Source organism: Mycobacterium paraterrae (assembly GCF_022430545.2).
Lineage (GTDB): Bacteria > Actinomycetota > Actinomycetes > Mycobacteriales > Mycobacteriaceae > Mycobacterium > Mycobacterium paraterrae.
This window is the reverse complement of sequence record NZ_CP092488.2, coordinates 4,867,982-4,893,710: the sequence shown is the minus strand read 5'-3', so window position 1 is coordinate 4,893,710 and position 25,729 is coordinate 4,867,982. Positions and strand designations below refer to the sequence as shown.

Annotated in this window: 28 protein-coding genes; 22 read left to right on the top strand and 6 right to left on the bottom strand. The window is 68.1% G+C overall.

The features are described 5' to 3' along the window. Positions 1-16 precede the first annotated feature (16 nt). The gene (locus MKK62_RS23530) at positions 17-664 is read right to left on the bottom strand and encodes a TetR/AcrR family transcriptional regulator (protein WP_240263970.1); all 648 of its coding nucleotides are present in this window, start codon (positions 662-664) and stop codon (positions 17-19) included. 110 nt (positions 665-774) lie between these two features. Between MKK62_RS23530 and MKK62_RS23525 the strand changes: the two genes are divergently transcribed. From MKK62_RS23525 to MKK62_RS23495, 7 genes are all read left to right on the top strand, one after another. Beyond that, positions 775-1,053 (top strand): WhiB family transcriptional regulator, encoded by a 279-nt coding sequence (locus MKK62_RS23525; protein WP_260060451.1) that lies wholly within the window; start codon positions 775-777, stop codon positions 1,051-1,053. 36 nt (positions 1,054-1,089) lie between these two features. Next, positions 1,090-2,088 carry a helix-turn-helix transcriptional regulator gene (locus tag MKK62_RS23520; protein WP_240263451.1) on the top strand — a complete coding sequence of 333 codons (999 nt, stop codon included), beginning with the start codon at positions 1,090-1,092 and terminating at the stop codon, positions 2,086-2,088. After that, positions 2,085-3,056, top strand: a complete 972-nt coding sequence (locus MKK62_RS23515) for a helix-turn-helix transcriptional regulator (protein WP_240263452.1) — start codon at positions 2,085-2,087, stop codon at positions 3,054-3,056. The genes MKK62_RS23520 and MKK62_RS23515 overlap by 4 nt, the downstream gene beginning before the upstream one ends. A gap of 50 nt (positions 3,057-3,106) precedes the next feature. Then, positions 3,107-3,349 carry a Sec-independent protein translocase subunit TatA gene (gene tatA / locus MKK62_RS23510; RefSeq protein WP_240263453.1) on the top strand — a complete coding sequence of 81 codons (243 nt, stop codon included), beginning with the start codon at positions 3,107-3,109 and terminating at the stop codon, positions 3,347-3,349. Between the two features lie 39 nt (positions 3,350-3,388). Further along, positions 3,389-4,348 carry a twin-arginine translocase subunit TatC gene (tatC, locus tag MKK62_RS23505; RefSeq protein ID WP_240263454.1) on the top strand — a complete coding sequence of 320 codons (960 nt, stop codon included), beginning with the start codon at positions 3,389-3,391 and terminating at the stop codon, positions 4,346-4,348. Continuing rightward, entirely contained in the window at positions 4,332-7,109 is a 2,778-nt protein-coding gene (locus tag MKK62_RS23500; protein WP_240263455.1) for a DEAD/DEAH box helicase, read from the top strand. Before tatC ends, MKK62_RS23500 begins: the two co-directional genes overlap by 17 nt. A gap of 73 nt (positions 7,110-7,182) precedes the next feature. After that, entirely contained in the window at positions 7,183-7,956 is a 774-nt protein-coding gene (locus MKK62_RS23495; protein ID WP_240263456.1) for a DUF4333 domain-containing protein, read from the top strand. On the opposite strand, the gene MKK62_RS23490 is transcribed toward MKK62_RS23495, so the two are convergent. Continuing rightward, positions 7,957-8,916: a 5'-3' exonuclease gene (locus MKK62_RS23490; RefSeq protein WP_240263457.1), complete on the bottom strand. Its 960-nt coding sequence runs from the start codon at positions 8,914-8,916 to the stop codon at positions 7,957-7,959. 33 nt (positions 8,917-8,949) lie between these two features. Between MKK62_RS23490 and MKK62_RS23485 the strand changes: the two genes are divergently transcribed. Next, positions 8,950-10,083: a M24 family metallopeptidase gene (locus MKK62_RS23485; RefSeq protein ID WP_240263458.1), complete on the top strand. Its 1,134-nt coding sequence runs from the start codon at positions 8,950-8,952 to the stop codon at positions 10,081-10,083. 38 nt (positions 10,084-10,121) lie between these two features. Beyond that, positions 10,122-10,787: a GNAT family N-acetyltransferase gene (locus tag MKK62_RS23480; RefSeq protein WP_240263459.1), complete on the top strand. Its 666-nt coding sequence runs from the start codon at positions 10,122-10,124 to the stop codon at positions 10,785-10,787. 4 nt (positions 10,788-10,791) lie between these two features. On the opposite strand, the gene MKK62_RS23475 is transcribed toward MKK62_RS23480, so the two are convergent. Further along, entirely contained in the window at positions 10,792-11,205 is a 414-nt protein-coding gene (locus tag MKK62_RS23475) for a F420-dependent biliverdin reductase (protein ID WP_240263460.1), read from the bottom strand. Between the two features lie 35 nt (positions 11,206-11,240). Between MKK62_RS23475 and dprE2 the strand changes: the two genes are divergently transcribed. Continuing rightward, positions 11,241-11,990 carry a decaprenylphospho-beta-D-erythro-pentofuranosid-2-ulose 2-reductase gene (gene dprE2, locus MKK62_RS23470; protein ID WP_240263461.1) on the top strand — a complete coding sequence of 250 codons (750 nt, stop codon included), beginning with the start codon at positions 11,241-11,243 and terminating at the stop codon, positions 11,988-11,990. An 11-nt stretch (positions 11,991-12,001) separates the two neighbouring features. Here the strand turns inward: dprE2 and MKK62_RS23465 are convergent, their stop codons facing one another. Then, positions 12,002-13,339 (bottom strand): lipase family protein, encoded by a 1,338-nt coding sequence (locus tag MKK62_RS23465; protein ID WP_240263462.1) that lies wholly within the window; start codon positions 13,337-13,339, stop codon positions 12,002-12,004. Positions 13,340-13,400: 61 nt separating this feature from the next. Beyond that, positions 13,401-14,111, bottom strand: coding sequence for an NUDIX hydrolase (locus MKK62_RS23460; RefSeq protein WP_240263463.1), 711 nt, complete (start codon positions 14,109-14,111; stop codon positions 13,401-13,403). Between the two features lie 50 nt (positions 14,112-14,161). Here MKK62_RS23460 and nadA point away from each other — a divergent pair, with 50 nt between their 5' ends. Genes nadA through MKK62_RS23440 form a run of 4 tightly spaced genes read left to right on the top strand, consistent with a single transcriptional unit; the run spans position 14,162 to position 18,727 of the window. Next, positions 14,162-15,235 carry a quinolinate synthase NadA gene (nadA, locus tag MKK62_RS23455; protein ID WP_240263464.1) on the top strand — a complete coding sequence of 358 codons (1,074 nt, stop codon included), beginning with the start codon at positions 14,162-14,164 and terminating at the stop codon, positions 15,233-15,235. Further along, positions 15,232-16,818, top strand: a complete 1,587-nt coding sequence (locus tag MKK62_RS23450) for an L-aspartate oxidase (RefSeq protein WP_240263465.1) — start codon at positions 15,232-15,234, stop codon at positions 16,816-16,818. Before nadA ends, MKK62_RS23450 begins: the two co-directional genes overlap by 4 nt. Next, positions 16,818-17,675, top strand: coding sequence for a carboxylating nicotinate-nucleotide diphosphorylase (gene nadC / locus MKK62_RS23445; RefSeq protein WP_240263466.1), 858 nt, complete (start codon positions 16,818-16,820; stop codon positions 17,673-17,675). Before MKK62_RS23450 ends, nadC begins: the two co-directional genes overlap by 1 nt. Positions 17,676-17,698: 23 nt before the next feature. Continuing rightward, complete coding sequence (locus MKK62_RS23440) at positions 17,699-18,727, top strand: alcohol dehydrogenase catalytic domain-containing protein (protein ID WP_240263467.1); 1,029 nt, start codon at positions 17,699-17,701, stop codon at positions 18,725-18,727. 8 nt (positions 18,728-18,735) lie between these two features. Here the strand turns inward: MKK62_RS23440 and MKK62_RS23435 are convergent, their stop codons facing one another. Continuing rightward, positions 18,736-19,146 (bottom strand): nitroreductase family deazaflavin-dependent oxidoreductase, encoded by a 411-nt coding sequence (locus tag MKK62_RS23435; protein ID WP_240263468.1) that lies wholly within the window; start codon positions 19,144-19,146, stop codon positions 18,736-18,738. An 84-nt stretch (positions 19,147-19,230) separates the two neighbouring features. On the opposite strand from MKK62_RS23435, the gene hisD reads away from it, so the two are divergent. From hisD to hisI, 8 genes are read left to right on the top strand one after another with little or no spacing between them, the layout of a single operon-like run. Next, positions 19,231-20,556, top strand: coding sequence for a histidinol dehydrogenase (gene hisD / locus MKK62_RS23430; protein ID WP_240263971.1), 1,326 nt, complete (start codon positions 19,231-19,233; stop codon positions 20,554-20,556). Next, positions 20,556-21,680, top strand: a complete 1,125-nt coding sequence (locus MKK62_RS23425) for a histidinol-phosphate transaminase (protein ID WP_240263469.1) — start codon at positions 20,556-20,558, stop codon at positions 21,678-21,680. The genes hisD and MKK62_RS23425 overlap by 1 nt, the downstream gene beginning before the upstream one ends. Next, entirely contained in the window at positions 21,677-22,291 is a 615-nt protein-coding gene (hisB, locus tag MKK62_RS23420; RefSeq protein WP_240263470.1) for an imidazoleglycerol-phosphate dehydratase HisB, read from the top strand. The genes MKK62_RS23425 and hisB overlap by 4 nt, the downstream gene beginning before the upstream one ends. Continuing rightward, entirely contained in the window at positions 22,288-22,908 is a 621-nt protein-coding gene (gene hisH / locus MKK62_RS23415) for an imidazole glycerol phosphate synthase subunit HisH (protein ID WP_240263471.1), read from the top strand. Before hisB ends, hisH begins: the two co-directional genes overlap by 4 nt. 1 nt (position 22,909) lies before the next feature. Beyond that, positions 22,910-23,644, top strand: a complete 735-nt coding sequence (priA, locus tag MKK62_RS23410) for a bifunctional 1-(5-phosphoribosyl)-5-((5-phosphoribosylamino)methylideneamino)imidazole-4-carboxamide isomerase/phosphoribosylanthranilate isomerase PriA (RefSeq protein ID WP_240263472.1) — start codon at positions 22,910-22,912, stop codon at positions 23,642-23,644. Positions 23,645-23,651: 7 nt separating this feature from the next. Next, on the top strand, positions 23,652-24,464 hold the full coding sequence (locus MKK62_RS23405; protein ID WP_240263473.1) for an inositol monophosphatase family protein: 813 nt from the start codon (positions 23,652-23,654) through the stop codon (positions 24,462-24,464). Then, complete coding sequence (gene hisF, locus MKK62_RS23400; protein ID WP_240263474.1) at positions 24,454-25,251, top strand: imidazole glycerol phosphate synthase subunit HisF; 798 nt, start codon at positions 24,454-24,456, stop codon at positions 25,249-25,251. Before MKK62_RS23405 ends, hisF begins: the two co-directional genes overlap by 11 nt. Further along, positions 25,248-25,595: a phosphoribosyl-AMP cyclohydrolase gene (gene hisI / locus MKK62_RS23395; RefSeq protein WP_240263475.1), complete on the top strand. Its 348-nt coding sequence runs from the start codon at positions 25,248-25,250 to the stop codon at positions 25,593-25,595. Before hisF ends, hisI begins: the two co-directional genes overlap by 4 nt. Positions 25,596-25,729 lie beyond the last annotated feature (134 nt).

The window sequence follows — 25,729 nt, the reverse complement described above, 5'->3', positions numbered from 1 at the left end:
AGCGGCGAGCCCTCCTTCAGTCCGCGCCCGGTCGCATGTGCCCTTGGCGGATGAGCGTGGTTACCGCGTTGTCCCAGCGTCTGAGCTGTGCCGGACTGTTGAACGATTCAGGCAGGTGGCGTTCGATGTGGGAGCGCAGCAGCATCGGCCCCAGGCGCAGCAAAAGCACATTCATTGGCGCCCAGACCGGGTCCAGATCCGGCCTGGCCTGATCGCGCTCGACGAGTAGGTCTCGTTGCGCCGCACTGACTTTGAGCAGACCGTCAAATATCTCCGCGCCGATGGACTCACCCTCGACCAATGCTCGGCCGATGTAGGAGATGACGTCGTCCTGCTCCGCCATGACCGTGGTGAGTCGGCGTCCCATTTCGACTAGCGCATCCTGAGGCGCCGGTGGAAGCATGCCCGACTCCAGCGCGCCGCTGACCACGCCGATGACGTAGTCATCGACCGCTTCCACCAATGCGGCCTTGGTGCGGAAGTAGTGCTGCACCAATCCCACCGATGTGCCCGCGGCCTCGGCGACCGTCTTGAGTGACGTAGCAGAAATCCCCTTTGCCGCAAAGCATCTCAGCGCAGCATCCCGGATCCGCTCCGCGCTCGACGGCTCGGCGGGTTTGGCGGCACGCGGCGTGAAGAACCGCGTCGAGGCTGATTCGGCAATGCATGAAATTTAACAGTAGGCTCAGGCAATATGGTCATATCGTCGTCCAATACGTCCATATTGGAACACGCCCCACGACGGGAGAACCAACCGTGCCAGTGACGTTTGACATGCCCCTTCCACTGACCAACCCGCCCTGCTTCGCCGACGCGGACCGATGGTTCGACGGCGGGGACGACCCGGCCCTCAAGGCGTTGTGCCGAGCGTGCCCGCGGCGTTGGGCGTGCGCAGAGGACGCCTTGAAGACACCCGGAGCGCAGGGCATATGGTCGGGGGTGCACATCCCCGAGTACGGGCGGCGTCGCGCGTTCGCGCTGCGCCAGCTGCGTTCGCTCGCCGCGTATGGCAGGCAGGCACGCTCGGATGCCGTCGCGTCCGCGATCCATTGACATTGCCGCGCAAGCTATTGCCCTAATCTCGTACGCGTGGCGGTCTCCAAAGTCGAGCGATTGATGAACCTCGTCATCGCACTGCTGTCCACCCGTAGCTACATCACCGCTGAGAAGATCCGGACGAGCGTGGCCGGATACGCCGACAGCGCCAGCGACGAAGCGTTCTCTCGAATGTTCGAGCGCGACAAGAACGAACTCCGCGATCTGGGCATCCCGCTGGAAACCGGCCGAGTGTCGTCCTACGACCCGGTCGAGGGTTACCGGATCAACCGCGACACCTACGCCTTGCCCGCCGTCGAGCTGACCGGGGACGAGGCTGCCGCGGTCGCGGTGGCCACCCAGCTGTGGGAGTCGCCCGAGCTGATCACTGCCACTCAGGGAGCACTGCTGAAGCTGCGGGCAGCCGGCATCGATGTCGACCCCGATGCTCCGATCGCGATCGCGTCACCGGTGGGCAGCGTCGGGCTGCGGGGGTCGGAGGACGTGCTGAACGCCTTACTGTCAGCGGTGACGGCCCGGCAGGCCGTTCAGTTTCCGCATCGCCCGTCGCGCACCGAGCCGTACACCCTGCGCACCGTCGAGCCGTGGGGGGTGATCACCGAGAAGGGCCGCTGGTATGTCGTCGGGCACGACCGCGACCGCAACGCGACCCGGACGTTCCGGCTGTCGCGCATCGGCGCCGAGGTGACGCCGATCGGACCGCCCGGCGCGGTCACCACTCCCCAGGGCGTCGACCTGCGCGATATCGTCGCCAAGGCCGTCGGTGATGCGCCGACGGGCGTCAAGGCCCAGGTCTGGGTTGCCGACGGTCGCGCGACGGCGCTGCGCCGGATCGGAACGTCGCTGGGCGCGCGGCAACTCAACGGCCGCGACGGCGACGTCATCGAGGTCGACGTCGGCACCTTCGGCCGGCTGGCTCGGGATATCGCCGGCTACGCCGCCGACGCCGTCGTGCTGGAACCGCAGACGTTGCGCGACGAGGTGCTCGACCTGCTGCGGGGTCACGTTCGCGACGAGGAGGAGCGGCGATGACTCCCGTGTCGACGCGCCTGGTGCGGCTGCTGAACATGGTCCCGTATTTCCAGGCCAACCCGCGGGTCACCCGCGCTCAAGCGGCCGCCGACCTCGGCGTCTCGGTCAAGCAACTAGGGGAGGACCTCGACCAGCTGTGGCTGTGTGGGCTGCCGGGCTACGGGCCGGGCGACCTGATCGACTTCGAATTCACCGGCGACACCATCGAGGTGACGTTCTCGGCCGGGATGGACACGCCGCTGAAGCTGACATCGCCGGAGGCGACCGGGCTGCTGGTGGCGTTACGCGCCCTCGCCGACATCCCGGGCCTCGTCGACCCGGAGGCAGCGCGCAGCGCGATCGCCAAGATCGAGGCGGCCGCCGGGGCCGCCGGGCTCGGCAACGACGTCAGCGCGGTCGACGCACCCGCCCCGGCCGAGAGCGCGGCCGCCGCCGCGGTGCGCGCCGCGGTGCGGGACTCCAAGGCGCTGAGCATCGACTACTACGCCGCCTCACACGACACCCTGGCCACCCGGATCGTCGACCCGATCCGGCTCGTACTGGTCGGCGACCAGAGCTACCTGGAGGCATGGTCGCGAGAGGCCGAAGGCGTGCGGCTGTTCCGATTCGACCGCATCGTCGACGCGGCCGTGCTCGACGAGCCCGCCGCACCGCCGGAACCTGCGACCCAGGCTCCGCCGAACACCTCGCTGTTCGACGCCGATCCGTCGCTGCCGTCAGCGAGGCTGCGGCTGGCGCCGGAAGCTTCCTGGATGTTCGAGTACTACCCGATGCGACTACTGAACGAGCTGCCCGACGGCTATACCGAGGCGGCGATGACCTACGCCTCCGAAGAGTGGATGGCGCGCCAGGTGCTCGGGCTGGGATCATCGGTGCAGGTGCTGGGCCCGGACTCGTTGGCCACGCGGGTGTCCGCGGCCGCCGCCGCGGCGCTGGAGGCTTACCAGGCCGCGGCGCGGTCCGGCTGATCGAACCGCGGCTGCGGTAGCATCGTGGAGACATCTGGAGGTAAACACAAGTGAACGCTCTGACTCCGGGTCACCTGGCTATCATCGCGGTCCTGGTGATTGTTCTGTTCGGCGCCAAGAGGCTTCCCGACGCCGCACGCTCACTGGGCAAATCGTTGCGGATCTTCAAGTCCGAGGTCCGCGAACTGCAAAGCGACAACAAGCCCGAAGCGTCCGCCACCCAAGCCGCGCCGGCGCAGCCGGTGCATTCCGAGCGGGTCGAGCCGCCTGCGGCTGACGGTCGCTCGGCCTAGCCTGGCTCCGCCGCCACGGCGCCCGAGCGCCACGCAACTGTGCGCACCACCGGTTTATTCAGGCGGCTAGATCCGCGTTCCCGTCGCAGCCGCACCAATCCCGACGCGACGATGTCGCTGGTCGCTCATCTCACCGAGCTGCGAACCCGGCTGCTGATCTCGCTGGCGACCATCTCGATCACGACCGCGATCGGATTCGTGTGGTACTCCCACTCGCTGTTCGGATTGGAAAGCCTGGGCGAGTGGCTGCGGCACCCCTACTGCGCCCTACCGGCATCAGCGCGCGCCGACATCGCGAACGGACAATGCCGGTTGCTGGCGACCGCGCCGTTCGAGCAATTCATGCTTCGGCTGAAGGTCGCGCTGACGGCCGGCGTGGTAATGGCCTGCCCGATGTGGCTCTACCAACTTTGGGCCTTCATCACCCCAGGGCTGTACAAGAAGGAGAAGCGTTTCGCGGTCGCATTCGTGATGCCGGCGGCGCTGCTGTTCGTGACCGGCGCCGTGCTCGCCTACCTGGTGCTGGCGAAGGCCCTCCAGTTCCTGTTGACCGTGGGCAGCGACGTGCAGGTGACCGCGCTGTCCGGCGACCGGTATTTCGGCTTCCTGATCAACCTGCTGTTGGTGTTCGGGGTCAGCTTCGAATTTCCTCTGCTGGTCGTGATGCTGAACTTCGTCGGAGTGCTGCCCTATCAGCGGCTGAAGTCGTGGCGGCGCGGCCTGATCTTCGCGATGTTCGTCTTCGCCGCTATCTTCACGCCAGGCTCCGATCCGTTCTCGATGACAGCGCTGGGCCTGGCGCTGACCCTGCTGCTCGAATTGGCCATCCAGATCGCCCGCGTGCACGACAAACGTAAAGCCAGGCGCGAAGCGCTCATCGCCGCCGAGGCTCCAGCCGACGACGAGGCCTCGGTCATCGAACCGCCGTCCACGGTCGAGCCACCCTCCGCAGTGGGCGCCCCGTCGAGCATGTCCGGACCTCATGACGACATCACCTGATACTTCCCCCGGCGAATTCGACCGCTTCGCAGCCGAATTGGCGTTCGAGCTCGACCCGTTCCAGCGGCGGGCTTGCGTGGCACTGGAGGGCGGCCACGGTGTCTTGGTGTGCGCTCCGACCGGGGCCGGCAAGACCATCGTCGGCGAGTTCGCGGTGCACCTCGCGCTGGCCTCGGGCGGCAAATGCTTCTACACCACGCCCATCAAGGCGCTGAGCAACCAGAAGCACAGCGACTTCGTCGCCCGCTACGGCAAAGAGCAGATCGGGTTGCTCACCGGGGATGTGTCGGTCAACGCCGAAGCGCCGGTGGTGGTGATGACCACCGAGGTGTTACGCAACATGCTCTACGCGGATTCGCCTGCGCTGCGAGGTCTTTCGTACGTGGTGATGGACGAGGTGCACTTCCTCGCCGACCGGATGCGGGGCGCGGTGTGGGAAGAGGTGATCCTGCACCTGCCCGAGGACGTGCGGCTGGTCAGCCTGTCCGCGACGGTCAGCAATGCCGAGGAGTTCGGCGGCTGGATTCAGACCGTGCGCGGCGACACCACCGTGGTGGTCGACGACCACCGGCCGGTCCCGCTGTGGCAGCACATGCTGGTCGGCAAGCGACTCTTCGACCTGTTCGATTATGACGCGCACGAGCCAGGGGACCGGCGGCACGCGATCGTCGACCCGAACCTGCTGCGCCACATCGCTCATCGCCGCGAGGCCGACCGATTGTCCGATTGGCGAGGTCCGCGGCGCGGCGGGCGTGGAGGCCAGGGACGCTCGGAGCACCGCGGCTTCTACCGCCCGCCGTCGCGTCCCGACGTGATCCGGATGCTCGACGCGGACGGCCTGCTGCCGGCGATCACCTTCATCTTTTCTCGCGTCGGCTGCGACGCCGCCGTCACGCAGTGTCTGCGGTCGTCGCTGCGGCTGACCACCGACGAGGAGCGCGCGCAGATTGCCGAGGTGATCGACCATCGCTGCGGCGACCTGGAAGACACCGACCTCGAGGTGCTCGGCTATTACGAGTGGCGCGAAGCGTTGCTGCGCGGCATCGCCGCCCATCACGCCGGCATGCTGCCGGTGTTCCGGCACACCGTCGAGGAATTGTTCACCGCCGGGCTGATCCGCGCTGTATTCGCCACCGAGACATTGGCTTTGGGCATCAATATGCCGGCCCGCACGGTGGTGTTGGAGCGGCTGGTCAAATACAACGGCGAGCAGCATCTGCCCCTGACACCCGGCGAGTACACGCAGCTGACCGGCCGGGCCGGCCGGCGCGGCATCGACGTCGAGGGGCACGCCGTCGTGCTGTGGAATCCGGGTGACGACACCACCGAACCTGCCGAGGTCGCCGGACTGGCGTCGACCCGCACCTTCCCATTGCGCAGTTCGTTCGCGCCGTCCTACAACATGACGATCAACCTGGTCAACCGAGTGGGAACCGAGCAGGCGCACCGATTGCTGGAACGGTCGTTCGCGCAGTACCAGGCCGACCGCTCGGTGGTGAGCCTGGTTCGCGGAGTCGAGCGTGGCCAGCGGATGCTCGACGACGTCGCCGCCGAACTCGGCGGCAAAGACGCGGCCATTCTCGACTACGCCAGGCTCCGCGAGCAGATCAGCCAGCACGAACGCGCCCAGGCGCGGGCGTCGCGGGTGCAGCGCCGGCAGGCAATCAACAACGCCCTTTCCGCGCTCCGCAAGGGCGACATCATCACGCTCACCCACGGCCGGCGCGGCGGCTTGGCCGTCGTCTTGGAACCAGCCCGTGACGACTCCGACCCCCGGCCGCTGGTGCTGACCGAAAACCGTTGGGCCGGAAGAATTTCCTCGGCCGACTACTCCGGTGAGTCAGCGCCGGTCGGGTCGATGACCTTGCCCAAGCGCATCGAGCATCGGCAACCCCGGGTCCGTCGTGACCTAGCCTCGGCGTTGCGTTCCGCGGCCGCCGGAATCGCCGGCATCGGTGAACGCCGTGGCAAGCGCACCGAGAGCGGTGACGGCGATCCCGAATTGGCGGCGCTGCGAGAGAAGATGCGTCGCCATCCCGCCCATCGCGACGCCGATCGCGAGACCCGGATGCGGGTGGCTGAGCGATACCTGCGGATCGAACGCGACAACGCCGCGCTGGAAAAGAAAGTCGCCGCGGCCACCAACTCGCTGGCGCGCACCTTCGATCGGATCGTGGGCCTGCTCACCGAACGCGGCTTCATCGCGCTCGAAGACGGCGCTCCCACAGTGACCGACGACGGTCGGCTGCTGGCCCGGATCTACAGCGAAAGCGACCTACTGGTCGCCGAGTGTCTGCGCACCGACGCATGGACCGGCCTGAAGGACGCCGAGCTGGCGGCGGTGCTGTCGGCGGTGATCTTCGAGACGCGCGGTGGTGACGGCCCCGGGGGGCCGCGCAACGAGCAAGTCCCGACGTCGCGACTGCGTCAGGCCCTGACGCAAACCCGGCGTCTGTCGGCAACGTTGCGGGCCGACGAGCACCGGCACCGGATCACGCTCAGCCGCGAACCCGACGACGGTTTCGTCGCCGCCATCTACCGCTGGGCCAGCAGCGGCGATCTGGTCACCGCATTGGCCGCCGCCGACACCGAGGGAAGCGGGTCGGCGCTGTCACCCGGAGATTTCGTCCGCTGGTGCCGGCAGGTGCTTGACCTGCTCGACCAGGTGCGCATCGCGGCGCCGCAGCCGGAGTTACGGGCGACCGCCAAGCGGGCGATCGATGCGGTTCGGCGCGGCGTCGTGGCAGTTGACGCCGGGTAGGCTGAGCCGAGGTTACGGTTGCTAGGCGACCGACGCGAGGACCGCAATCGCCGACTGAGAGGACTGGGACACGATGAGTGGACCGCAGGGAACCGACCCGACGCAAGGGTGGCAGCCGCCTCAGGGTGAAGGTCAGTACTCCGGCGAGGACCACACCCAGCAGGCCTCGCCGTGGCAGCAGCAAGCCGGCGGCGAACACGGCTGGCAACCCGCTGGCGGCGAACAGCAGACCTGGCAAGCGCCCGCGTACACGCCCACCGAGTACGGGCAGTATCAGCAGCCGCCGACCCAGTACTACCCGCAGTATCCACAACAGGGATATCCGCAGCCGGGCCAGTACGCTGCCGGCCAGACCGCCGCGTACGGACAGCCCCCGCAGTACGGCCAACCGGGGCAATACGGCCAGCCGGGTCAATACGGGCAGCCCGGCCAATACCCGCAACAGCCCGGGCAGCCCGGGCAATACGGGCAATACCCGGCGCCTTATGGGCAACCGCCCGCCGGGCCGCAGCGGTCGAAGAAGACGATCGGCACGATCGCCGCGGTGCTGGCCGCCGTCGTGGTGGCGGTAATCCTGGTCCTGGGCTTCTGGGCGCCCGGATTCTTCGTCACCACCAAGCTCGACGTCGGCAAGGCCGAGGCCGGCGTTCAGCAGATCCTCACCGACGGCACCAATGGCTACGGCGCGAAGAACGTCAAGGACGTCAAGTGCAACAACGGTCAGAACCCGACCGTCAAGAAGGGCGCCACGTTCGACTGTGACGTCAGCATCGACGGCACCAAGCGCTCGGTGACCGTGACATTTCAGGACAACAAGGGCACCTACGAAGTCGGTCGGCCCAAGTAATCACGGTCCGGGCAGCGCGTCGAGCGCTTTTTGCAGCCGCGCGACCGACGACCCAACCCCCAGGCGGGTCGCGAGATCGGCGACCCGCGCCGGATCGGCGGCGACCAGCGGTAGCGCATCGGTGGCAGTCGACAGCGTGACCGGAGCGTCGGTGGCCACCGCCACCACCGGGCCCGCGTCCTCGATGTAGTCGGCGGCGGCCCGCAGTTTCGCCCGGATGCCCTTGGCCAGTGCGGATTTCGGGTCATCGACGGCGGCCAGAATGCCCTCCAGCGAGCCGTGCTGGGCCAGCAGCGTAGCCGCGGTTTTCTCGCCGACGCCGGGCACGCCGGGCAGGCCGTCGGACGGGTCGCCGCGCAGCAGCGCCAGTTCGGCATAGCCTTCGCCGGCCCGATCGGCCGGCACGCCGTAGCGCTCCGCCACCTCGGCCGGGCCCAGCAGCGTCGCGTTGGTCAGACCGCGACCCAGGTAGAGCACCCGGATCTGGACCGGATCGTCGCGGACCACCTGCAGCAGATCGCGGTCTCCGCTGACCACCACCACCGGGTCGCGACGCTCCTGGGCGGCCAGCGTGCCGATCACATCGTCGGCCTCGTAACCCTCGGCGCCGCCGGTGCAGATGCCGAACGCGTCGAGCAACTCGGCGATCATCTCGACCTGCGGCGACAAATCGTCGGGTACTTCCTCGACATCGACTTGGCCGCTTGGGTTTTCTTGGTCGACCCGATGCGCCTTGTACGACGGGATGCGGTCGACCCGGAACTGCGGTCGCCAGTCCAGATCCAGACACACCACCAGGCGGCCGGGCCGGTGCCGGGTGATCACGGTCGCCATCGAATCGACGAAACCGCGGACCGCGTTGACCGGCCGGCCGTCCGGAGAGGTGATGGAGGAGGGGACGCCGAAGAACGAGCGGAACCACATGCTCGCGCCGTCGAGCAACAGCAGCGGTGCGGACATGCCCGTCATCGTCGCACAGCTAATCTGGCACCCATGGGATCTGACCGCTTCGATGCCGAGGTCTACCGTCGCCGGATCGCGGCGGCGACCGCCGCCACCGCCAAGGCGGGCCTGGCCGGCCTGGTGATCAGCCCGGGATACGACCTGCGCTATCTCGTCGGCTCGCGCGCCCAGACGTTCGAACGTCTCAGCGCGCTGGTGCTACCGGTCGCCGGCGATCCCACCATCGTCGTGCCGCGACTGGAGCTGGCGTCGCTGAAGCAGTCCGCGGTCGCCGATCTCGGTGTCGCGGTTCGGGATTGGGTCGACGGCGACGATCCCTACGCGTTGGTCGCCGAGGCTCTCGGTGGTGCTCCGGTCGCGGCGGCCGTCACCGACTCGATGCCCGCGCTGCACCTATTGCCGCTGGCCGACGTCCTGGGCACGCTGCCGGTGTTGGCCACCGATGTGCTGCGCCAACTGCGGATGGTCAAGGACGCCGCCGAGGTCGACGCCCTGCGCAAGGCGGGTGCGGCCATCGACCGCGTCCACGCGCGGGTGCCCGAATTTCTGGTGCCCGGCCGTACCGAGGCCGACGTCGCCGCCGACATCGCGGAAGCCATTGTCGCCGAAGGACATACCGAGGCGGCGTTCGTCATCGTCGGCTCCGGCCCTCATGGCGCCGACCCACACCACGAATATTCCGACCGCGAGATCGAGGTCGGCGACATCGTCGTCGTCGACATCGGCGGCCCCTATGCGCCCGGGTACAACTCGGACTCGACCCGCACCTACAGCATCGGCGAGCCCAGTCCCGAAGTGGCGCAGCAGTATTCAATCCTGCAGCGGGCGCAACAGGCCGCTGTCGACTCAGTGCGTCCTGGTGTCACCGCCGAGGAGGTCGACGCCGCGGCCCGCGACGTGCTCAACGAAGCCGGGCTCGGCGAATATTTCGTGCACCGCACCGGCCACGGCATCGGGTTGTCGGTGCACGAAGAGCCCTACATCGTCGCCGGCAACGACCTGCCGCTGCAGGCCGGTATGGCGTTCTCCGTCGAACCCGGGATCTATTTCCCGGGCCGGTGGGGGGCTCGCATCGAAGACATCGTGGTGGTGGCCGAAGACGGCGCCCAGTCGGTCAATCACCGTCCCCACGAACTGGTCGTTGTGCCCGTAAACCGTGACTAGTCAAGCGCTGTGACCGCCGTGAGTATTACGCTCTAGCGATGACCGACCACGACCGCGCCGCCGCCCGCCGAGAGATCACCAACGCGCTGATGAACGCGCTGGAACGCCGACACGAAGTCCTGGATTTGATCGTCGAAGCCGACGACCGGCCTTCGGCGGTGGACGCCATCGTCGAGTTGCTGGGCACCTCACGGCTGGGCGCCGAGGCCGTGATCGGGATGTCGTTCGACCAGCTGACCAAGGACTCGCGCAAGAAGATCATCGCCGAACTCGAAGACCTGAACAACATCCTGAGCTTCACCTTCAAGGACCGCCCGGCCAGCGCGGGTGAAACCCTGGCGCTGCGCCCGTTCTCCGGCATCGCCGACCACGACATCTTCGCCGCGCGCACCCAGGAGATAGGCGCCAAAGGCGACGGCTCTGGTGCTCCCGCCGCCGGCATCGAGGACGAGATCCGTTCGGCGCAGGAACGATTCGACGCCGAGGAGGCCGCCTGGTTTGTCGCGGTGGACGGTGACGAGAAGGTCGGCATGGTGTTCGGCGAGCTCAATGGGCACGAGGTCCACGTCCGGATCTGGATCCACCCGGACTACCGCCACCGCGGCTACGGCACTGCCGCGCTAGCCAAGTCGCGACCGGAGATGGCGGCGTACTTCCCGGCGGTGCCACTGGTGATCCGCGCGCCGGGCGCCACACTCGTATAGCGGGCTACTCGCCCTTGCGGGTCAACAGATCAGAGGACCCCAGCACTCGCTGCACCTGAACCTCGATCACCACCCGCCGCGGGTTCTCCCGCGGCGTGCGGTAACGCTGGGCGTAGCGCAACTCGGCGTCACGCACAGCGTCGACATCGCCGTTGACCGTCGAGCTGCCCTCCAGTGACAGCCAGCGGGCCCCGTCGACCTGACTGAGCACGGCCACTCCGCCGCGCTCGGCGTTGACCGCCTTCTGCGAGCCGCCGGTCGTGATCACCCGGGCGATATGCGTCTTCGGGTCGAAGGTGAAACCGACCGCGACCACATGCGGCGAATTGTCGGCTCGCAGCGTGGTCAGCATGGCGAGGTGACGTTCGGTCAGAAACGCCAGCGCATCGTTGGTGAGCCTTGCCGTGGAGTTCGCCATCACCGCTCACGCTAGCGCAGGACATAATCGCTGCCGTGGATGACACGGGCGCACACACAGTGCTGATTCTCGGCGGCCGCAGCGAAATCGGCACTGAGCTCGCGGTGCGGTTGGCGCGCGGCGCCTCCGTCGTGCTGGCGGCCCGCAACGCCGGCCGGCTCGACGAGCAGTTCGCCGCTATTCGTGCGGCCGGAGCCGCGAACGTGACTTCTGTCGAGTTCGACGCCGACGACCTGGCGTCGCACGGACCGCTGATCGATTCGGTGATCGCCGGATACGGGCCGATCGACGTCGCGGTGGTGGCCTTCGGGATCCTGGGTGACCAGGCACGCGCCGAGCGTGACGCCGCACACGCGGTCGCCGTCGTCCACACCGATTACGTCGCGCAGGTCAGTGTGCTCACTCATCTGGCCGCGGCGATGCGCCAATCCGGTCGGGGAGCGCTGGTGGTGTTCTCCTCGGTGGCCGGTATCCGGGTGCGCCGAGCGAACTACGTCTACGGGTCGGCCAAGGCGGGGCTGGACGGCTTCGCCAGCGGACTGGCCGACGCGCTGCACGGCAGCGGTGTGCGGCTGCTGATCGTGCGACCGGGATTCGTGATCGGGCGGATGACCGCCGGGATGACCCCGGCGCCGCTGTCCAGCACTCCCGCCCAAGTGGCCGCGGCGACCGCACGAGCGCTGGCCAGGGGCCGCCGGACAGTGTGGATCCCGTGGATGCTGCGGCCGGTGTTCTTCGGCTTCAGGCTGCTCCCGCAGTTCGTCTGGCGCCGGATGCCGCGCTGACCCTCAGGCCGTCACAGCGGGCGTCGACGCACCGACTTCCCGGTGATCACCTTGGCCGCGATGATGCCCAGCCGTGCCATGCCGACGTAGGTGACCGGGTTGAACATCGTCGGCCATTTCGTCCGGATCAGGTGCTCACTGACCGGCCGGCGGGCGAACCGGTCCTGCAACCAGCGCAGCGCCATCGGCGCCGACAGCGGATGGAGCAGCAGGTGTTCGTTGAATGCGTCGCGGTGGTAGGTGACGCTGGCGCCGCCCGCTGAGTAGGCGTCGGCGAGCCGGTCGATGTCGTCGACGTCGATCAGGTAGTCGTGTACCGCCTGCACGATCAGCACCGGCGGGGTTGGCACCTTGGCGCCCAGCCGGATGCTGTCGAAGACGTGTTGCACTTCCGGCATGGTCAGCACTTCGTCGAGCGGACGGTCGAGATAGTCGGCCATGTCCTTCTTGACCATACGAATGACCGCGCCGACGGTTGTCATGCTCTCTAGGCGCCGCAGCAGCTCACGGCCCTCGTCGCTGGCGTGCTCGTCGATCACCTTGTTCAGCTCGGGATAAATGTGCACCAGCGCGGCCACCACGAGGGCGGGCAGCCCGGACAGGAAGCTGCCGTTGAGCCGGCGGAAGGTGTGGCCAAGGTCACCGACCGGCGAGCCAAGGACCGCGCCGCAGATCTGTAGCTCGGGCGCGTAGTCGGCACACAGTTCGGCGGCCCACGCGGTCGCCAGCCCACCGCCCGAGTAGCCCCACAGCGCCACCGGCGCCGACGTCGACAGCCCGAGCCGGTCGGCGTTGAGCGCCGCGCGAATGCCGTCGAGAATGAAGTAGCCGGGCTCGAACGGCGCCCCCCACATGCCGTTGCGGCCTTCGTGGTCGGGGATTGAGACCGCCCAGCCCTCGGCCAGCGCGGCCGAGATCAGCAGGAACTCCAGCTGAGCCAACGAGCCCAGGGCGAAGGCGCGTCGCCGCAGTGCGTAGGACGGGAAGCAGCGCGACGACACGGCGTCGATCGCGCATTGGTAGGACAGGATCGGGCAGGGCCGCTCGGGGGTGGCGTCGGCAGGCACCAGCACGGTCGTCGCCGTCGCTTCCGGCTGCCCGTTCATGTCGGTGGTGCGGTAGAGCAGCTGGGTGGCCATGATCTGCTGCGGGATCAAGCCCAGAAAGGCGAGCTCAACGTCGCGGGAACGCAGTACCGTGCCGGGTTCGGCGTGCTGGAATCCGGGCGGCGGCTCGTAGAACGGGTCCTTCGACGGCAGTTGAGGACGCGCTTTGGGCTGCAGTTCCTCGTGCGGGGCGACTCCGATCCACTCCGCACCAGTGGCCGTCGCCAGGTTCCCGATGTCCATCCGGGCATTCTGTCTTAAGAGGGCATTAAGAATCCAGTCGGATCGCCGGTGAGTCGCCGCGTCACGCTGAACCGGGAGGTCGCAGCGCCGCGAATTCGTCGGTGACGCGCAACTGGGAATCGGTGAAACGGTACAGGGCGGCCGGACGACCGCCGCTGCGGCCGGACTGGGCCACGGTGCCGGTCGGGCTGATCACCTTGCGTCGGGCCAGTACGCGCTGCAAGTTGGTCGTGTCGACCTGGTAACCCAGCGTGGCGCTGTAGATGTCACGCAATGTCGACATCGCGAATTCCGTTGGCGCAAGGGCGAAACCGATGTTGGTATAGGACATCTTCGCGACCAGGCGGGTGCGGGCGTGTTCGACCATCGGGCCGTGGTCGAAGGCCATCGGCGGCAGCGACGTGACGGGGTGCCAGCTGGTGTCCGGCGGCAATTCCGGCGTCGCGGGGGAGGGCACCAGACCGAGGAAGGTGGAGGCGATGGTCCGGGTGTCCGGCAGTCGCTCGGGTTCGGAGAACACCGCGAGCTGCTCGAGGTGAGCGACCTCACGCAAATCGACTTTCTCGGCGAGCTGGCGCCGCACCGAGGTTGTCATGTCCTCGTCGTGGCGTAACCGGCCGCCGGGCAGTGACCAGGCACCCCGCTGGGGATCGCGGGCGCGTTGCCATAGCAGCACGTTGAGCTCCGGTTTTTGCGCCTTGGCGCCGTACCCCAGTCCACGAACCTGGAATACGACGGCAAGCACTTCGTGCGCAGTGCTACCATTGACCATGTTTTCGATTGTAAGTCGAAAACCCCTGCCGGGAGGCGAAAGGATCGACTATGGCAGTCGTGAATCGCACTGACGTGCGGTCAAACGAACTGGACACTGGTGTGGCGAACGATCTGGCCGCGGGAATCACGAACTCTTCCACGGGTTTCGGCGGCATCGACGGCGACGAGCAATGGGCGGCGGAAATCCGCCGGCTGGCCGATCTGCGGAATGCCACGATTCTGGCGCACAACTATCAGTTGCCAGCCATCCAGGACATCGCAGACCACGTCGGCGACTCGCTCGCATTGTCGCGGGTTGCGGCCGAGGCGCCCGAAGACACCATCGTGTTCTGCGGCGTGCACTTCATGGCCGAGACCGCCAAGATCCTGAGCCCCGACAAGACGGTGCTAATCCCGGACCAACGCGCCGGTTGTTCGCTGGCCGACTCGATCACCCCCGAGGAGCTGCAGGCCTGGAAGGACGATCACCCCGGCGCGGTCGTGGTCTCCTACGTCAACACCACCGCCGCGGTGAAGGCGCTGACCGACATCTGCTGCACGTCGTCCAACGCCGTCGACGTGGTCGCGTCCATCGACCCGGATCGCGACGTGCTGTTCTGCCCGGACCAGTTCCTCGGGGCGCACGTGCGTCGCGTGACGGGCCGCGACAACGTGCACGTCTGGGCCGGCGAATGCCACGTACACGCCGGGATCAACGGCGACGAACTCACCGAGCAAGCGCGCGCCCATCCCGACGCCGAGCTGTTCGTCCATCCCGAATGCGGTTGTGCGACCTCGGCGCTGTACCTCGCCGGCGAAGGCGCATTCCCCGAAGACCGGGTCAAGATTTTGTCTACCGGCGGCATGCTGGATGCGGCACGCGAGACCCGCGCTCGGCAGGTGCTGGTCGCCACCGAGGTCGGGATGTTGTATCAGCTGCGAAACGCCGCCCCTCACACCGACTTCCAGGCCGTCAACGACCGCGCGTCATGCAAGTACATGAAGATGATCACTCCTGCCGCGCTGTTGCGTTGCCTGATCGACGGCGCCGACGCAGTCGACGTCGACCCCCAGACCGCGGCGCGGGCCCGCCAGAGCGTGCAGCGGATGATCGCGATCGGTCAACCGGGCGGCGGCGAATGAATATCCACGCGGCCTGGGAGGAACACGCTGACGTCGTGGTGATCGGCACCGGTGTCGGCGGGCTGGCCGCAGCGCTCGCCGCCCACCGGGCCGGGCGCCGGGTGATAGTGCTCAGCAAGGCCGCCCGCAAGCCCGGCGTCACCGCAACCCACTACGCGCAAGGTGGGATCGCGGTCGTGCTTCCCGGTACCGACGACTCGGTCGCCGCGCACGTGGCCGATACCCTCGCGGCCGGAGCCGGGCTGTGTGACCCCGACGCGGTCAGCTCGATCGTGGCCGACGGCTACCGGGCGGTCAGCGAATTGGTCAGCGACGGAGCGCGATTCGACGAGGCGGCGACCGGTGGTTGGGCGCTCAGCCGCGAAGGCGGGCATACGCGCCGACGCATCGTGCACGCCGGCGGCGACGCCACCGGGGCCGAGGTGCAGCGCGCTCTCGACCATGCCGCGGCCACGCTGGATATCCGGATCAAGCACGCCGCGCTGCGGGTGCTGCACGACACCGCATCCGGAACCGACGCGGTGACCGGCGTGCTGGTGGCCGACCGGCGCGGCATCGGCGTCGTACACGCCCCGTCGGTGATCCTGGCCACCGGCGGGCTCGGTCAGCTGTACGCGGCCACCACCAACCCCAAGGGTTCCACCGGCGACGGCATCGCGCTGGCGCTCTGGGCGGGTGCGGCGGTGAGCGACATCGAGTTCATCCAGTTCCACCCGACCATGCTCTTCGACGGCCGCGCCGGTCGCCGGCGGCCGCTTGTGACCGAAGCCATTCGTGGCGAGGGCGCGACATTGATTGACAGTCAAGGCAATTCGGTGACCGCGGGCGTGCATCCAATGGGTGACCTGGCGCCGCGCGATGTGGTGGCCGGCGCGATCGACGCCCGGCTGCGCATTCTGGGTGACGAATGCGTATTCCTCGACGCCCGGGGTATCGACGACTTCGCCCGCCGATTTCCGACGGTCGCCGCAGCCTGCCGGGCGGCGGGCATCGACCCTGTCCGTCAGCCCATCCCGGTGGCCCCCGGAGCGCACTACAGCTGCGGCGGCGTCATCACCGACGTCTACGGCCGCACCGACCTGCCGGGACTGTTTGCCGCTGGCGAGGTGGCCCGAACGGGAATGCACGGCGCCAACCGGCTGGCCTCTAACAGCCTGCTGGAGGGCCTGGTCGTCGGAGGCCGAGCCGGGCGGGCCGCAGCCGAGCACGCCGGACTCTTCGGGCGGGCCCGTGCCACAGCGATCGAGCCGGCTGACTGCGGCGCGCTGGCGCGCGACGACCTTCAGCGGGCGATGAGCCGCGACGCCTCGGTGGTGCGCGACAGCGACGGACTGCAACGACTGGTCGATACCTTGTCGGATGCACCGCCCGGCGTGGTGACCACGCGTGCCGGCCTGGAGGACGCCGCGCTGACGGTGGCGGCCCGGGCGGTAGCGACCGCCGCCCTCGCTCGCGAGGAGAGCCGAGGCTGCCACCACCGCGCCGAATTCCCCACTCCCACAACCGCTCCAGCCCGCAGCTTCGTCATCCGACTGAACGCGGACTGCAGCCCGCTGGTCGACGACTTGGCGGCGGTCAGCTGATGAGCCTCTCGGAGAGAGAGCTCACCGAGGCTCGCGCCATGATCGCCCGCGCGCTCGACGAGGACTTGCGCTATGGGCCGGACATCACGACGGCGGCGACCGTGCCAGACGGCGCGTCGACCACCGCATCGCTGATCACCCGCGAGCCCGGTGTCATCGCCGGCGTCGACCTCGCGATCCTGGTGCTCGACGAGGTGCTCGGGGCAGATGGATACCGGGTCGTACACCGCGTCGACGACGGAACCCGTTTGCAGCCCGGTGATTCGGCGCTGACGGTGCAAGCCCGAATGCACGGCCTGTTGACCGCCGAGCGCACGTTGCTGAATCTGGTGTGTCATCTGTCCGGGATCGCCACCGCGACCGCGGCGTGGGTGGACGCGGTCGACGGCACCAAGACCGAAATCCGCGACACCCGAAAGACGTTGCCCGGCCTGCGGTCGTTGCAGAAGTACGCGGTACGAGTCGGCGGCGGCGTGAACCACCGACTGGGCCTGGGCGACGCAGCGCTCATCAAGGACAACCATGTCGCCGCCGCGGGATCGGTGGTGGCGGCGCTGCGCGCCGTGCGGGCGGCCGCACCCGACCTACCGTGCGAGGTCGAGGTCGATTCGCTGGAACAACTCGACGAAATCCTGGTCGAGAAGCCGGAATTGGTTCTGTTGGACAACTTTCCCGTCTGGCAGACCCAGATCGCGGTGCAGCGCCGCGACGCCCGGTCGCCAGGCACCAAACTCGAGTCCTCCGGCGGCCTTTCGCTGGACACCGCGGCCGATTATGCCGGCACCGGCGTCGACTACCTGGCGGTCGGGGCGCTCACACATTCGGTGCGGGTGCTCGACATCGGTCTGGACATTTAAGCCACACCGGGCAGGATGCTGGCATGCGGCAGCTGACGTTCGAGGCGACGGACCGGTACGCATGGCATGAGGTGCCCGACCCGGAAATCACCCTGGCGCGGCAAGCTTTGGTCAGGCCGCTGCACGTGGCCTGCTGCGACCTCGACGTCGCGGTGGCTCGCGGCGCGGCGCCGCTGCCGCCCGGCTACGCGGTGGGACATGAGGGCGTAGCGGAGGTCGTCGCCGTCGGCGACGATGTCACCGCGGTCCAGCTACGCGACCGGGTGATCGTCCCGTTCCAGATCAGTTGCGGCAGTTGCCGGGAGTGCCGTCGAGGCGTCACCAGCTCGTGCGGCTCGCTGCCGTTGATGGCGATGTACGGGTTGGCTCCGCTGGCCGGTCTCGACGGCGGTGGGTTCATGTCGGACTTGGTCCTGGTGCCCTACGCCGATGCGATGCTGATTCCGTTGCCGGCGACGGTCGACCCGATCGCCGCCGCGTCGTTATCGGACAACATTCCCGACGGCTGGCGGGCGATCGGCCCGTACGCCGCCGAGCTGGCCAGCCTGGATGCCGCCGATCGTCGGGTGCTGGTGGTCGGCAAGCTGTCGATCGGGCTTTATGCGGCTGCGCTCGCGGTCGCGCTCGGCTGCCGCGTCGACTACGTCGACACCGATCCGTCCCGCCTCGCCGCAGCGGAGCAGACCGGCGCGACCGTTCACGATGTCGCCAAGCCGGACAAGTCCTGGGAGCCGTATCCGGTCACGGTGCACACCACCGGCGACCCGAAGCTGCTGTCGGCGACGCTGCGGGCGACGTGGCCCGACGGTGTGTGCACCGACACCGGAATCTACTTCCAACCGAGCGTGGAGATGCCGATGCTGCAGGCCTACACCCGCGGCGTGCGCTTCGCGACCGGCCGGGTCAGCGCCCGCGCGGTCATCCCGCAGATCTTGGACGTGCTGGCCGGCGGCTGCGACCTGGCGCCGGTCGTCGATCGTGCCGTCGCGTGGGATGACGCGCCCTCGGCCTGGCCGGAGATGACCGGCAAGACCGTCTTCAGCCGCGCGTAGGCCATCGCTCAGGCGATGTCGGCGACGAAGACGCCGACCCGTCCAACCTGACGTTTGGCCAAAAACGGCAACCCCGTGCCGTCGCTGCCGGCGGGCAGGACTCGCGGGTTGGTGATGTGGACGGTCGAGCGGATGAAGTGCACGTCGGCCTCGCCCGCGGCGAGCACGTTCTTCACCCAGTTGGTCTTGCCGTGGATCAGACCGATGGCCAGGATGTTGCCCTTGCGGTAGGCGGTGACAATCGTCTCGTAGGGCTTGCCCGACGTGCGGCCGCGGTGCTTGATCACCGAGAACCCCGGAATGAAGCGCGCAAATGGGCGCACCAGCGGGTTGAAGTATTTGATCTGGAAGCGCTCCAAGCCCGGCGGGACGAGCATCGGAACGCCCGGGACATTGTTGGGATGGTCCTTCGCAGACATGGCGACTCCCTCTTCTCGGGTGTGTCGTCAATGTACCGGTCCGATATGCGGTTGCTCTGCTCTGGGACAATGGACAGCGTGACTGTGATGGCGCGCATCGACCTGCGAGGTGCAGACTTGTCCGCCGCCCGACTGCGGGCGGCATTGCCCCGCGGCGGAGTGGACGTCGACGCCGCCCTGTCCACGGCGCGTCCCATCGTCGATGCGGTCGCCGACCGTGGAGCCGAGGCCGCCTTGGCATACGGCGAATCACTGGACGGGGTGCGTCCGCCGTCGGTGCGGGTGCCCAGCGCCGAGCTGGACTCCGCCCTGGCCGGGCTGGACCGCGATGTCCGGTCCGCGCTGGAGGTGGTGATCGAACGCACCCGCGCGGTCCACGCCGACCAGCGGCGCTCCGACGTCACGACGACGCTCGGCCCGGGCGCCACCGTGACCGAGCGCTGGGTGCCGGTCGACCGCGTCGGCTTGTACGTGCCCGGCGGCAACGCGGTGTACCCGTCGAGCGTCGTGATGAACGTGGTGCCGGCTCAGGCCGCAGGCGTCGGCTCGCTGGTGGTGGCCAGCCCGCCGCAGGCCAAGGAGCACGGCCGGTTCGCGGGTTTGCCGCACCCGACGATCCTGGCCGCAGCCCGGCTGCTCGGCGTCGACGAGGTGTGGGCGGTGGGCGGTGCGCAGGCGGTGGCGCTGATGGCTTACGGCGGCACCGATACCGACGGCGCCGAGCTGGCCCCGGTCGACATGATCACCGGACCGGGCAACATCTACGTGACGGCGGCGAAACGCCTCGTCCGGTCGCGGGTGGGCATCGACGCCGAAGCCGGACCGACCGAGATCGCCATCCTCGCCGACGACACGGCCGATCCGGAGCACGTCGCCGCCGACCTGATCAGCCAGGCCGAACACGACGAAATGGCCGCCAGCATCCTGGTGACTCCCAGCAGCGAGCTGGCCGACGCCACCGACGCCGCGCTGGCCGGCCAGCTGGAGACCACCGTGCACCGGCAGCGGGTGACGACCGCGCTCGCCGGGCGTCAGTCGGCGATCATCCTGGTCGATGACATCGAAGCCGGGATTCGCACCGTCAACGCGTACGCGGCCGAACACCTGGAGATCCAGACCGCCGATGCGGACCAGGTAGCAACCCAAATCCGTTCGGCCGGAGCTATTTTCGTGGGCGCCTATTCTCCGGTCAGTCTCGGTGACTATTGCGCGGGCTCGAATCACGTGCTGCCGACCGCGGGCAGCGCCGCGCACTCCAGCGGCCTGTCGGTGCAGACGTTCCTGCGCGGCATCCACGTCGTCGACTACAGCGAGGCGGCGCTGAAAGACGTCTCCGGACATGTGATCACGCTGGCCGCGGCCGAGGACCTGCCCGCACACGGCGAAGCGGTACGGCGGAGGTTCGGTTGATGGCCGATCGCCCCACACTCGACGACTTGCCACTGCGCCAGGACCTGCGAGGTAAGTCGCCCTACGGAGCGCCGCAACTCGACGTTCCGGTTCGGTTGAACACCAACGAGAATCCGCACCCGCCGAGTCAGGCGCTCGTCGACGACGTCGTCGCTTCCGTCCGCGATGCGGCGGTCGACTTGAACCGCTATCCCGACCGGGACGCGGTAGCGCTGCGGACCGACCTGGCCGCCTATCTCACCATGCAGACCGGCGTTGCGCTTGGCGTCGAAAACCTGTGGGCAGCAAATGGATCCAACGAGATCCTGCAGCAGCTACTGCAGGCGTTCGGCGGGCCCGGGCGCACTGCGATCGGCTTCGTGCCGTCGTATTCGATGCACCCGATCATCGCCGACGGCACGCGCACCGAATGGATCGAGGCGCTCCGTGCGGCCGACTTCAGCCTCGACACCGGCGCCGCGGTCGGCGAGATCGTCGAGCGCCAGCCCGACGTCGTGTTCGTCACGAGCCCCAATAATCCGACCGGGCAGAGTGTTTCGCTGTCGGATCTGCGGCGGCTATTGGATGTCGCACCCGGGATCGTGGTCGTCGACGAAGCCTACGGAGAATTCTCCGCCCGGCCCAGCGCGGTGGCGCTGCTCGAGGAGTACCCGACCAAGCTGGTCGTGAGCCGGACCATGAGCAAGGCGTTCGCCTTCGCGGGCGGCCGGCTGGGCTACCTGGTTGCCACCCCGGCCCTGGTCGAGGCGATGCTGCTGGTCCGACTCCCGTATCACCTGTCGTCGGTGACCCAGGCCGCCGCCCGGGCCGCGCTGCGCCACGCCGACGACACGCTGGCCAGCGTCTCGGCGCTGATCGCCGAGCGGGAACGCGTCGAGGCGGCGTTGAGCGGGATGGGTTTTCACGTCGTTCCCAGCGACTCGAACTTCGTGCTGTTCGGGCGTTTCGCCGACTCGCCAGCCACCTGGCAGCGATACCTCGACGCGGGCGTACTGATCCGCGACGTCGGCATCCCGGGATACCTGCGCACGACCATCGGATTGCCCGCGGAGAACGACGCATTGCTGTCGGCCAGTGCCGACCTGGCCGCCACCGAATTGGCCCAATTCCTAGGAGCGTCATGAACGCCGGCCGTCGTGCGCGCATTGAGCGCACCACCAACGAATCCGAGATCGTCGTCGAGCTCGATCTCGACGGCACCGGTGACGTGCACGTCGACACCGGTGTCCCGTTCTACGACCACATGCTGCACGCGCTGGGCAGCCACGCCAGCTTCGATCTGACCGTGCGCGCCAAAGGCGACGTCGACATCGAGGGCCACCACACCATCGAGGACACCGCGATCGTGCTCGGTCAGGCGTTGGGGCAGGCGCTCGGTGACAAGAAAGGCATCCGACGGTTCGGCGACGCCTTCATCCCGATGGACGAGACGCTGGCGCATGCGATCGTCGATGTCTCCGGGCGGCCCTACTGCGTGCACACAGGTGAGCCGGACCACCTGCGGCACACCACGATCGCGGGAAGCGCGGTGCCGTACCACACCGTGATCAACCGGCATGTCTTCGAGACGCTGGCGAACAACGCGCGGATTGCGCTGCATGTGCGGGTGCTCTACGGTCGCGACCCGCACCACATCACCGAGGCACAGTACAAGGCTGTCGCCCGGGCGCTGCGCCAGGCCGTCGAGGCCGACCCTCGGGTCACCGGTGTGCCGTCCACCAAAGGTGCTCTGTGACAGCGAAATCCGTGGTGGTGCTCGACTATGGCTCGGGTAACTTGCGTTCGGCGCAGCGCGCCCTTCAGCGAACCGGCGCCGACGTCGAAGTGACCGCCGATCTCGAACAGGCAGTCGCCGCAGACGGACTGGTGGTTCCAGGTGTCGGTGCGTTCGAGGCGTGCATGAGCGGGCTGCGCGCCATCAACGGGCAACAGGCGATCGCCGATCGGGTCGCCGCCGGGCGCCCGGTGCTCGGAGTCTGTGTCGGCATGCAGATCCTGTTCGCCCGTGGCGTCGAGTTCGGGGTGGAGAGCACCGGCTGCGGGCAGTGGCCCGGAGCGGTGACCCGGCTGGACGCGCCGGTGATACCGCACATGGGCTGGAACGTCGTGGGCGCGGCGCCGGGTAGCGCGTTGTTCAAAGGCCTGGATCCCGACGCCCGGTTCTACTTCGTGCACTCCTACGCGGCGCAGCGGTGGGAGGGAAGTGACGACGCCCTGCTGACGTGGGCCAGCCATGGGGTGCCGTTCCTGGCCGCGGTCGAAGACGGTCCCTTGGCCGCCACCCAGTTTCACCCCGAGAAGAGCGGTGACGCCGGAGCGGCCATATTGAGCAATTGGGTTGAAGGGTTGTGACGTGTCGTTGATTTTGTTGCCCGCCGTCGACGTCGTCGAGGGCAAGGCGGTGCGCTTGGTCCAGGGCAAGGCCGGCAGCGAAACCGACTACGGCTCAGCGCTGGACGCTGCGCTGACATGGCAACGCGACGGCGCCGAGTGGGTACACCTGGTGGATCTGGACGCGGCGTTCGGCCGGGGATCCAACCGTGAGCTGCTGGCCGAGGTGGTTGGCAAGCTCGACGTGCAGGTCGAGCTGTCCGGCGGTATCCGCGACGACGACTCGCTGAATGCCGCGCTCGCAACCGGTTGTGCCCGAGTCAATGTCGGGACCGCCGCACTGGAAAATCCGCAGTGGTGCGCGAAGGCGATCGCCGAGCACGGCGACAAGGTCGCGGTCGGCCTCGACGTGCAGATCGTTGACGGTGAGCACCGGTTGCGGGGACGGGGCTGGGAAACCGACGGCGGCGATCTCTGGCAGGTGCTGGACCGTCTCGACAGCGAGGGGTGTTCGCGCTTCGTGGTCACCGACGTCACCAAGGACGGCACGTTGACCGGTCCCAACCTCGACTTGTTGCGCTCGATCGCCGACCGTACCGATATTCCGGTGATCGCGTCCGGCGGTGTGTCGAGCCTGGACGATCTGCGTGCCATCGCGACCCTGACCGGCAGCGGGGTCGAGGGCGCCATCGTGGGAAAGGCGTTGTACGCCGGTCGATTCACGTTGCCGGAAGCGCTGGCGGCGGTCGCAGGCTAGGAAAGCAATGGATCTCGGTAAGCAGGTGGCCGTCTGGGTCGAGCACGCGGCGGCGATTCTCGATGCCGCGGCCAAACCGTTTGTCGCCGGCCATCGCGCGGATTCCGCGGTCAGCAAGCGCGGCGACGATTTCGCCACCAAAGTCGACCTGGCAATCGAGCGCCAAGTGGTCGACGCGCTGACCTCAGCTACCGGCATCGGGGTGCACGGCGAGGAATTCGGCGGTGCCGACGTCGATTCGGAGTGGGTCTGGATCCTCGACCCGGTGGACGGCACATTCAACTATGCTGCCGGATCCCCGATGGCCGCCATTCTGCTCGGCCTGCTGCACGACGGAGATCCGGTCGCCGGGCTGACCTGGCTGCCCTTCATGAACGAGCGCTACGCCGCGGTCGTGGGCGGACCACTGATGAAAAACGGTGTGCCCCAACCAATGCTGGAGCAAGGCGACCTCACGGCGTCGATCATCGGTGTCGGCACGTTCAATGCCGACTCGCGCGGCCGGTTCCCCGGCCGCTACCGGGTGGCCGTGCTCGAGGAGCTCAGCCGAGTGTCGTCGCGAATGCGCATGCACGGTGCCACCGGCATCGATCTGGCGTACGTCGCCAACGGAGTCCTCGGCGGCTCGATCAGCTTCGGTGACCACGTCTGGGATCACGCCGCCGGGGTCGCCCTCGTGCGCGCCGCGGGCGGCATCGTCACCAACTTGGCCGGTGAACGATGGACACCCGAGTCGCGTTCGGCACTGGCCGCCGCGCCCGGTGTACACAGCCAGCTGCTCGAGATGCTGCAGACCGTAGGACGACCCGATGAGTACTGAAATCCCCACCGGCACAAGCCTTGCCACCCGCGTCATTCCCTGCCTGGATGTCGACGACGGCCGAGTGGTCAAGGGCGTCAACTTCGCGAATCTGCGCGACGCGGGCGATCCGGTCGAACTCGCCGCGGCCTACGACGCCGAGGGCGCCGACGAGCTGACCTTCCTGGACGTGACCGCATCGTCGTCGGGCCGCACCACGATGCTCGACGTCGTCCGCCGCACCGCCGAGCAGGTGTTCATCCCGCTCACCGTCGGCGGCGGCGTGCGGACAGTCGCCGATGTCGACGTGCTGTTGCGCGCGGGCGCGGACAAAGTGTCGATCAACACCGCGGCCATCGCACGCCCGGAACTGTTGGCCGAGATGGCGGCGCAGTTCGGCTCGCAGTGCATCGTGCTGTCGGTCGACGCTCGCACGGTGCCTCCCGGGTCGGCGCCCACACCGTCGGGCTGGGAAGTCACCACCCATGGCGGCCGGCGCGGCACCGGCATCGACGCCGTCGAGTGGGCGGCCCGTGGCGCCGAATTGGGGGTCGGTGAAATTCTGCTGAATTCGATGGACGCCGACGGGACCCGGGCCGGGTTCGACCTGGCGATGCTGCGGGCCGTTCGTGCGGCCGTGAGTGTGCCGGTGATCGCCAGCGGCGGGGCCGGCGCGGTCGAACACTTCGCGCCCGCCGTCGCCGCCGGAGCCGATGCGGTATTGGCGGCCAGCGTGTTTCACTTCCGGCAGCTGACGATCGGGCAGGTGAAGCAGGCGATGGCCGCGGCAGGGATCACCGTGCGATGACACTCGATCCCGACATCGCGGCCCGCCTCAAACGCAACCCCGATGGATTGTTCACTGCCATCGTGCAGGAGCGCGCTACCGGCGACGTGCTGATGGTGGCCTGGATGGACGACGACGCGTTGGCCCGCACCCTGGAAACCCGTGAAGGCACTTACTTCTCGCGTTCCCGAGGTGAGCAGTGGGTCAAGGGCGCCACCTCCGGCCACACTCAGCGGGTCCATTCGGTGCGCCTGGACTGCGACGGTGATGCGGTGCTGGTGGTCGTCGATCAGGTGGGCGGGGCATGTCATACCGGTGACCACAGCTGCTTCGACGCCGACGTATTGCTCGAATCGGACGACTGACGGCGGGCGCGCCGTTTTCTGAGCGGGTGTCCGCCGCACCACACTGCTTCGCCGAGAAACCGGACGATCACCCCGACACGGCCGTAAAACACGCAATGATCTGCGCAGATGGCGTCGCTGCGGGATAATTTGCT

Coding starts and splice junctions, on each gene's coding strand:
- MKK62_RS23460 (WP_240263463.1), bottom strand. CDS start 14,111: ATGGTCAATGGTAGCACTGCGCACGAAGTGCTTGCCGTCGTATTCCAG.
- hisI (WP_240263475.1), top strand. CDS start 25,248: ATGACACTCGATCCCGACATCGCGGCCCGCCTCAAACGCAACCCCGAT.
- MKK62_RS23450 (WP_240263465.1), top strand. CDS start 15,232: ATGAATATCCACGCGGCCTGGGAGGAACACGCTGACGTCGTGGTGATC.
- MKK62_RS23490 (WP_240263457.1), bottom strand. CDS start 8,916: ATGTCCGCACCGCTGCTGTTGCTCGACGGCGCGAGCATGTGGTTCCGC.
- MKK62_RS23425 (WP_240263469.1), top strand. CDS start 20,556: ATGGCCGATCGCCCCACACTCGACGACTTGCCACTGCGCCAGGACCTG.
- MKK62_RS23405 (WP_240263473.1), top strand. CDS start 23,652: ATGGATCTCGGTAAGCAGGTGGCCGTCTGGGTCGAGCACGCGGCGGCG.
- MKK62_RS23475 (WP_240263460.1), bottom strand. CDS start 11,205: ATGGCGAACTCCACGGCAAGGCTCACCAACGATGCGCTGGCGTTTCTG.
- MKK62_RS23480 (WP_240263459.1), top strand. CDS start 10,122: ATGACCGACCACGACCGCGCCGCCGCCCGCCGAGAGATCACCAACGCG.
- MKK62_RS23525 (WP_260060451.1), top strand. CDS start 775: ATGCCCCTTCCACTGACCAACCCGCCCTGCTTCGCCGACGCGGACCGA.
- hisF (WP_240263474.1), top strand. CDS start 24,454: ATGAGTACTGAAATCCCCACCGGCACAAGCCTTGCCACCCGCGTCATT.
- MKK62_RS23495 (WP_240263456.1), top strand. CDS start 7,183: ATGAGTGGACCGCAGGGAACCGACCCGACGCAAGGGTGGCAGCCGCCT.
- nadA (WP_240263464.1), top strand. CDS start 14,162: ATGGCAGTCGTGAATCGCACTGACGTGCGGTCAAACGAACTGGACACT.
- nadC (WP_240263466.1), top strand. CDS start 16,818: ATGAGCCTCTCGGAGAGAGAGCTCACCGAGGCTCGCGCCATGATCGCC.
- hisB (WP_240263470.1), top strand. CDS start 21,677: ATGAACGCCGGCCGTCGTGCGCGCATTGAGCGCACCACCAACGAATCC.
- MKK62_RS23515 (WP_240263452.1), top strand. CDS start 2,085: ATGACTCCCGTGTCGACGCGCCTGGTGCGGCTGCTGAACATGGTCCCG.
- MKK62_RS23485 (WP_240263458.1), top strand. CDS start 8,950: ATGGGATCTGACCGCTTCGATGCCGAGGTCTACCGTCGCCGGATCGCG.
- MKK62_RS23465 (WP_240263462.1), bottom strand. CDS start 13,339: ATGGACATCGGGAACCTGGCGACGGCCACTGGTGCGGAGTGGATCGGA.
- MKK62_RS23435 (WP_240263468.1), bottom strand. CDS start 19,146: ATGTCTGCGAAGGACCATCCCAACAATGTCCCGGGCGTTCCGATGCTC.
- MKK62_RS23500 (WP_240263455.1), top strand. CDS start 4,332: ATGACGACATCACCTGATACTTCCCCCGGCGAATTCGACCGCTTCGCA.
- MKK62_RS23440 (WP_240263467.1), top strand. CDS start 17,699: ATGCGGCAGCTGACGTTCGAGGCGACGGACCGGTACGCATGGCATGAG.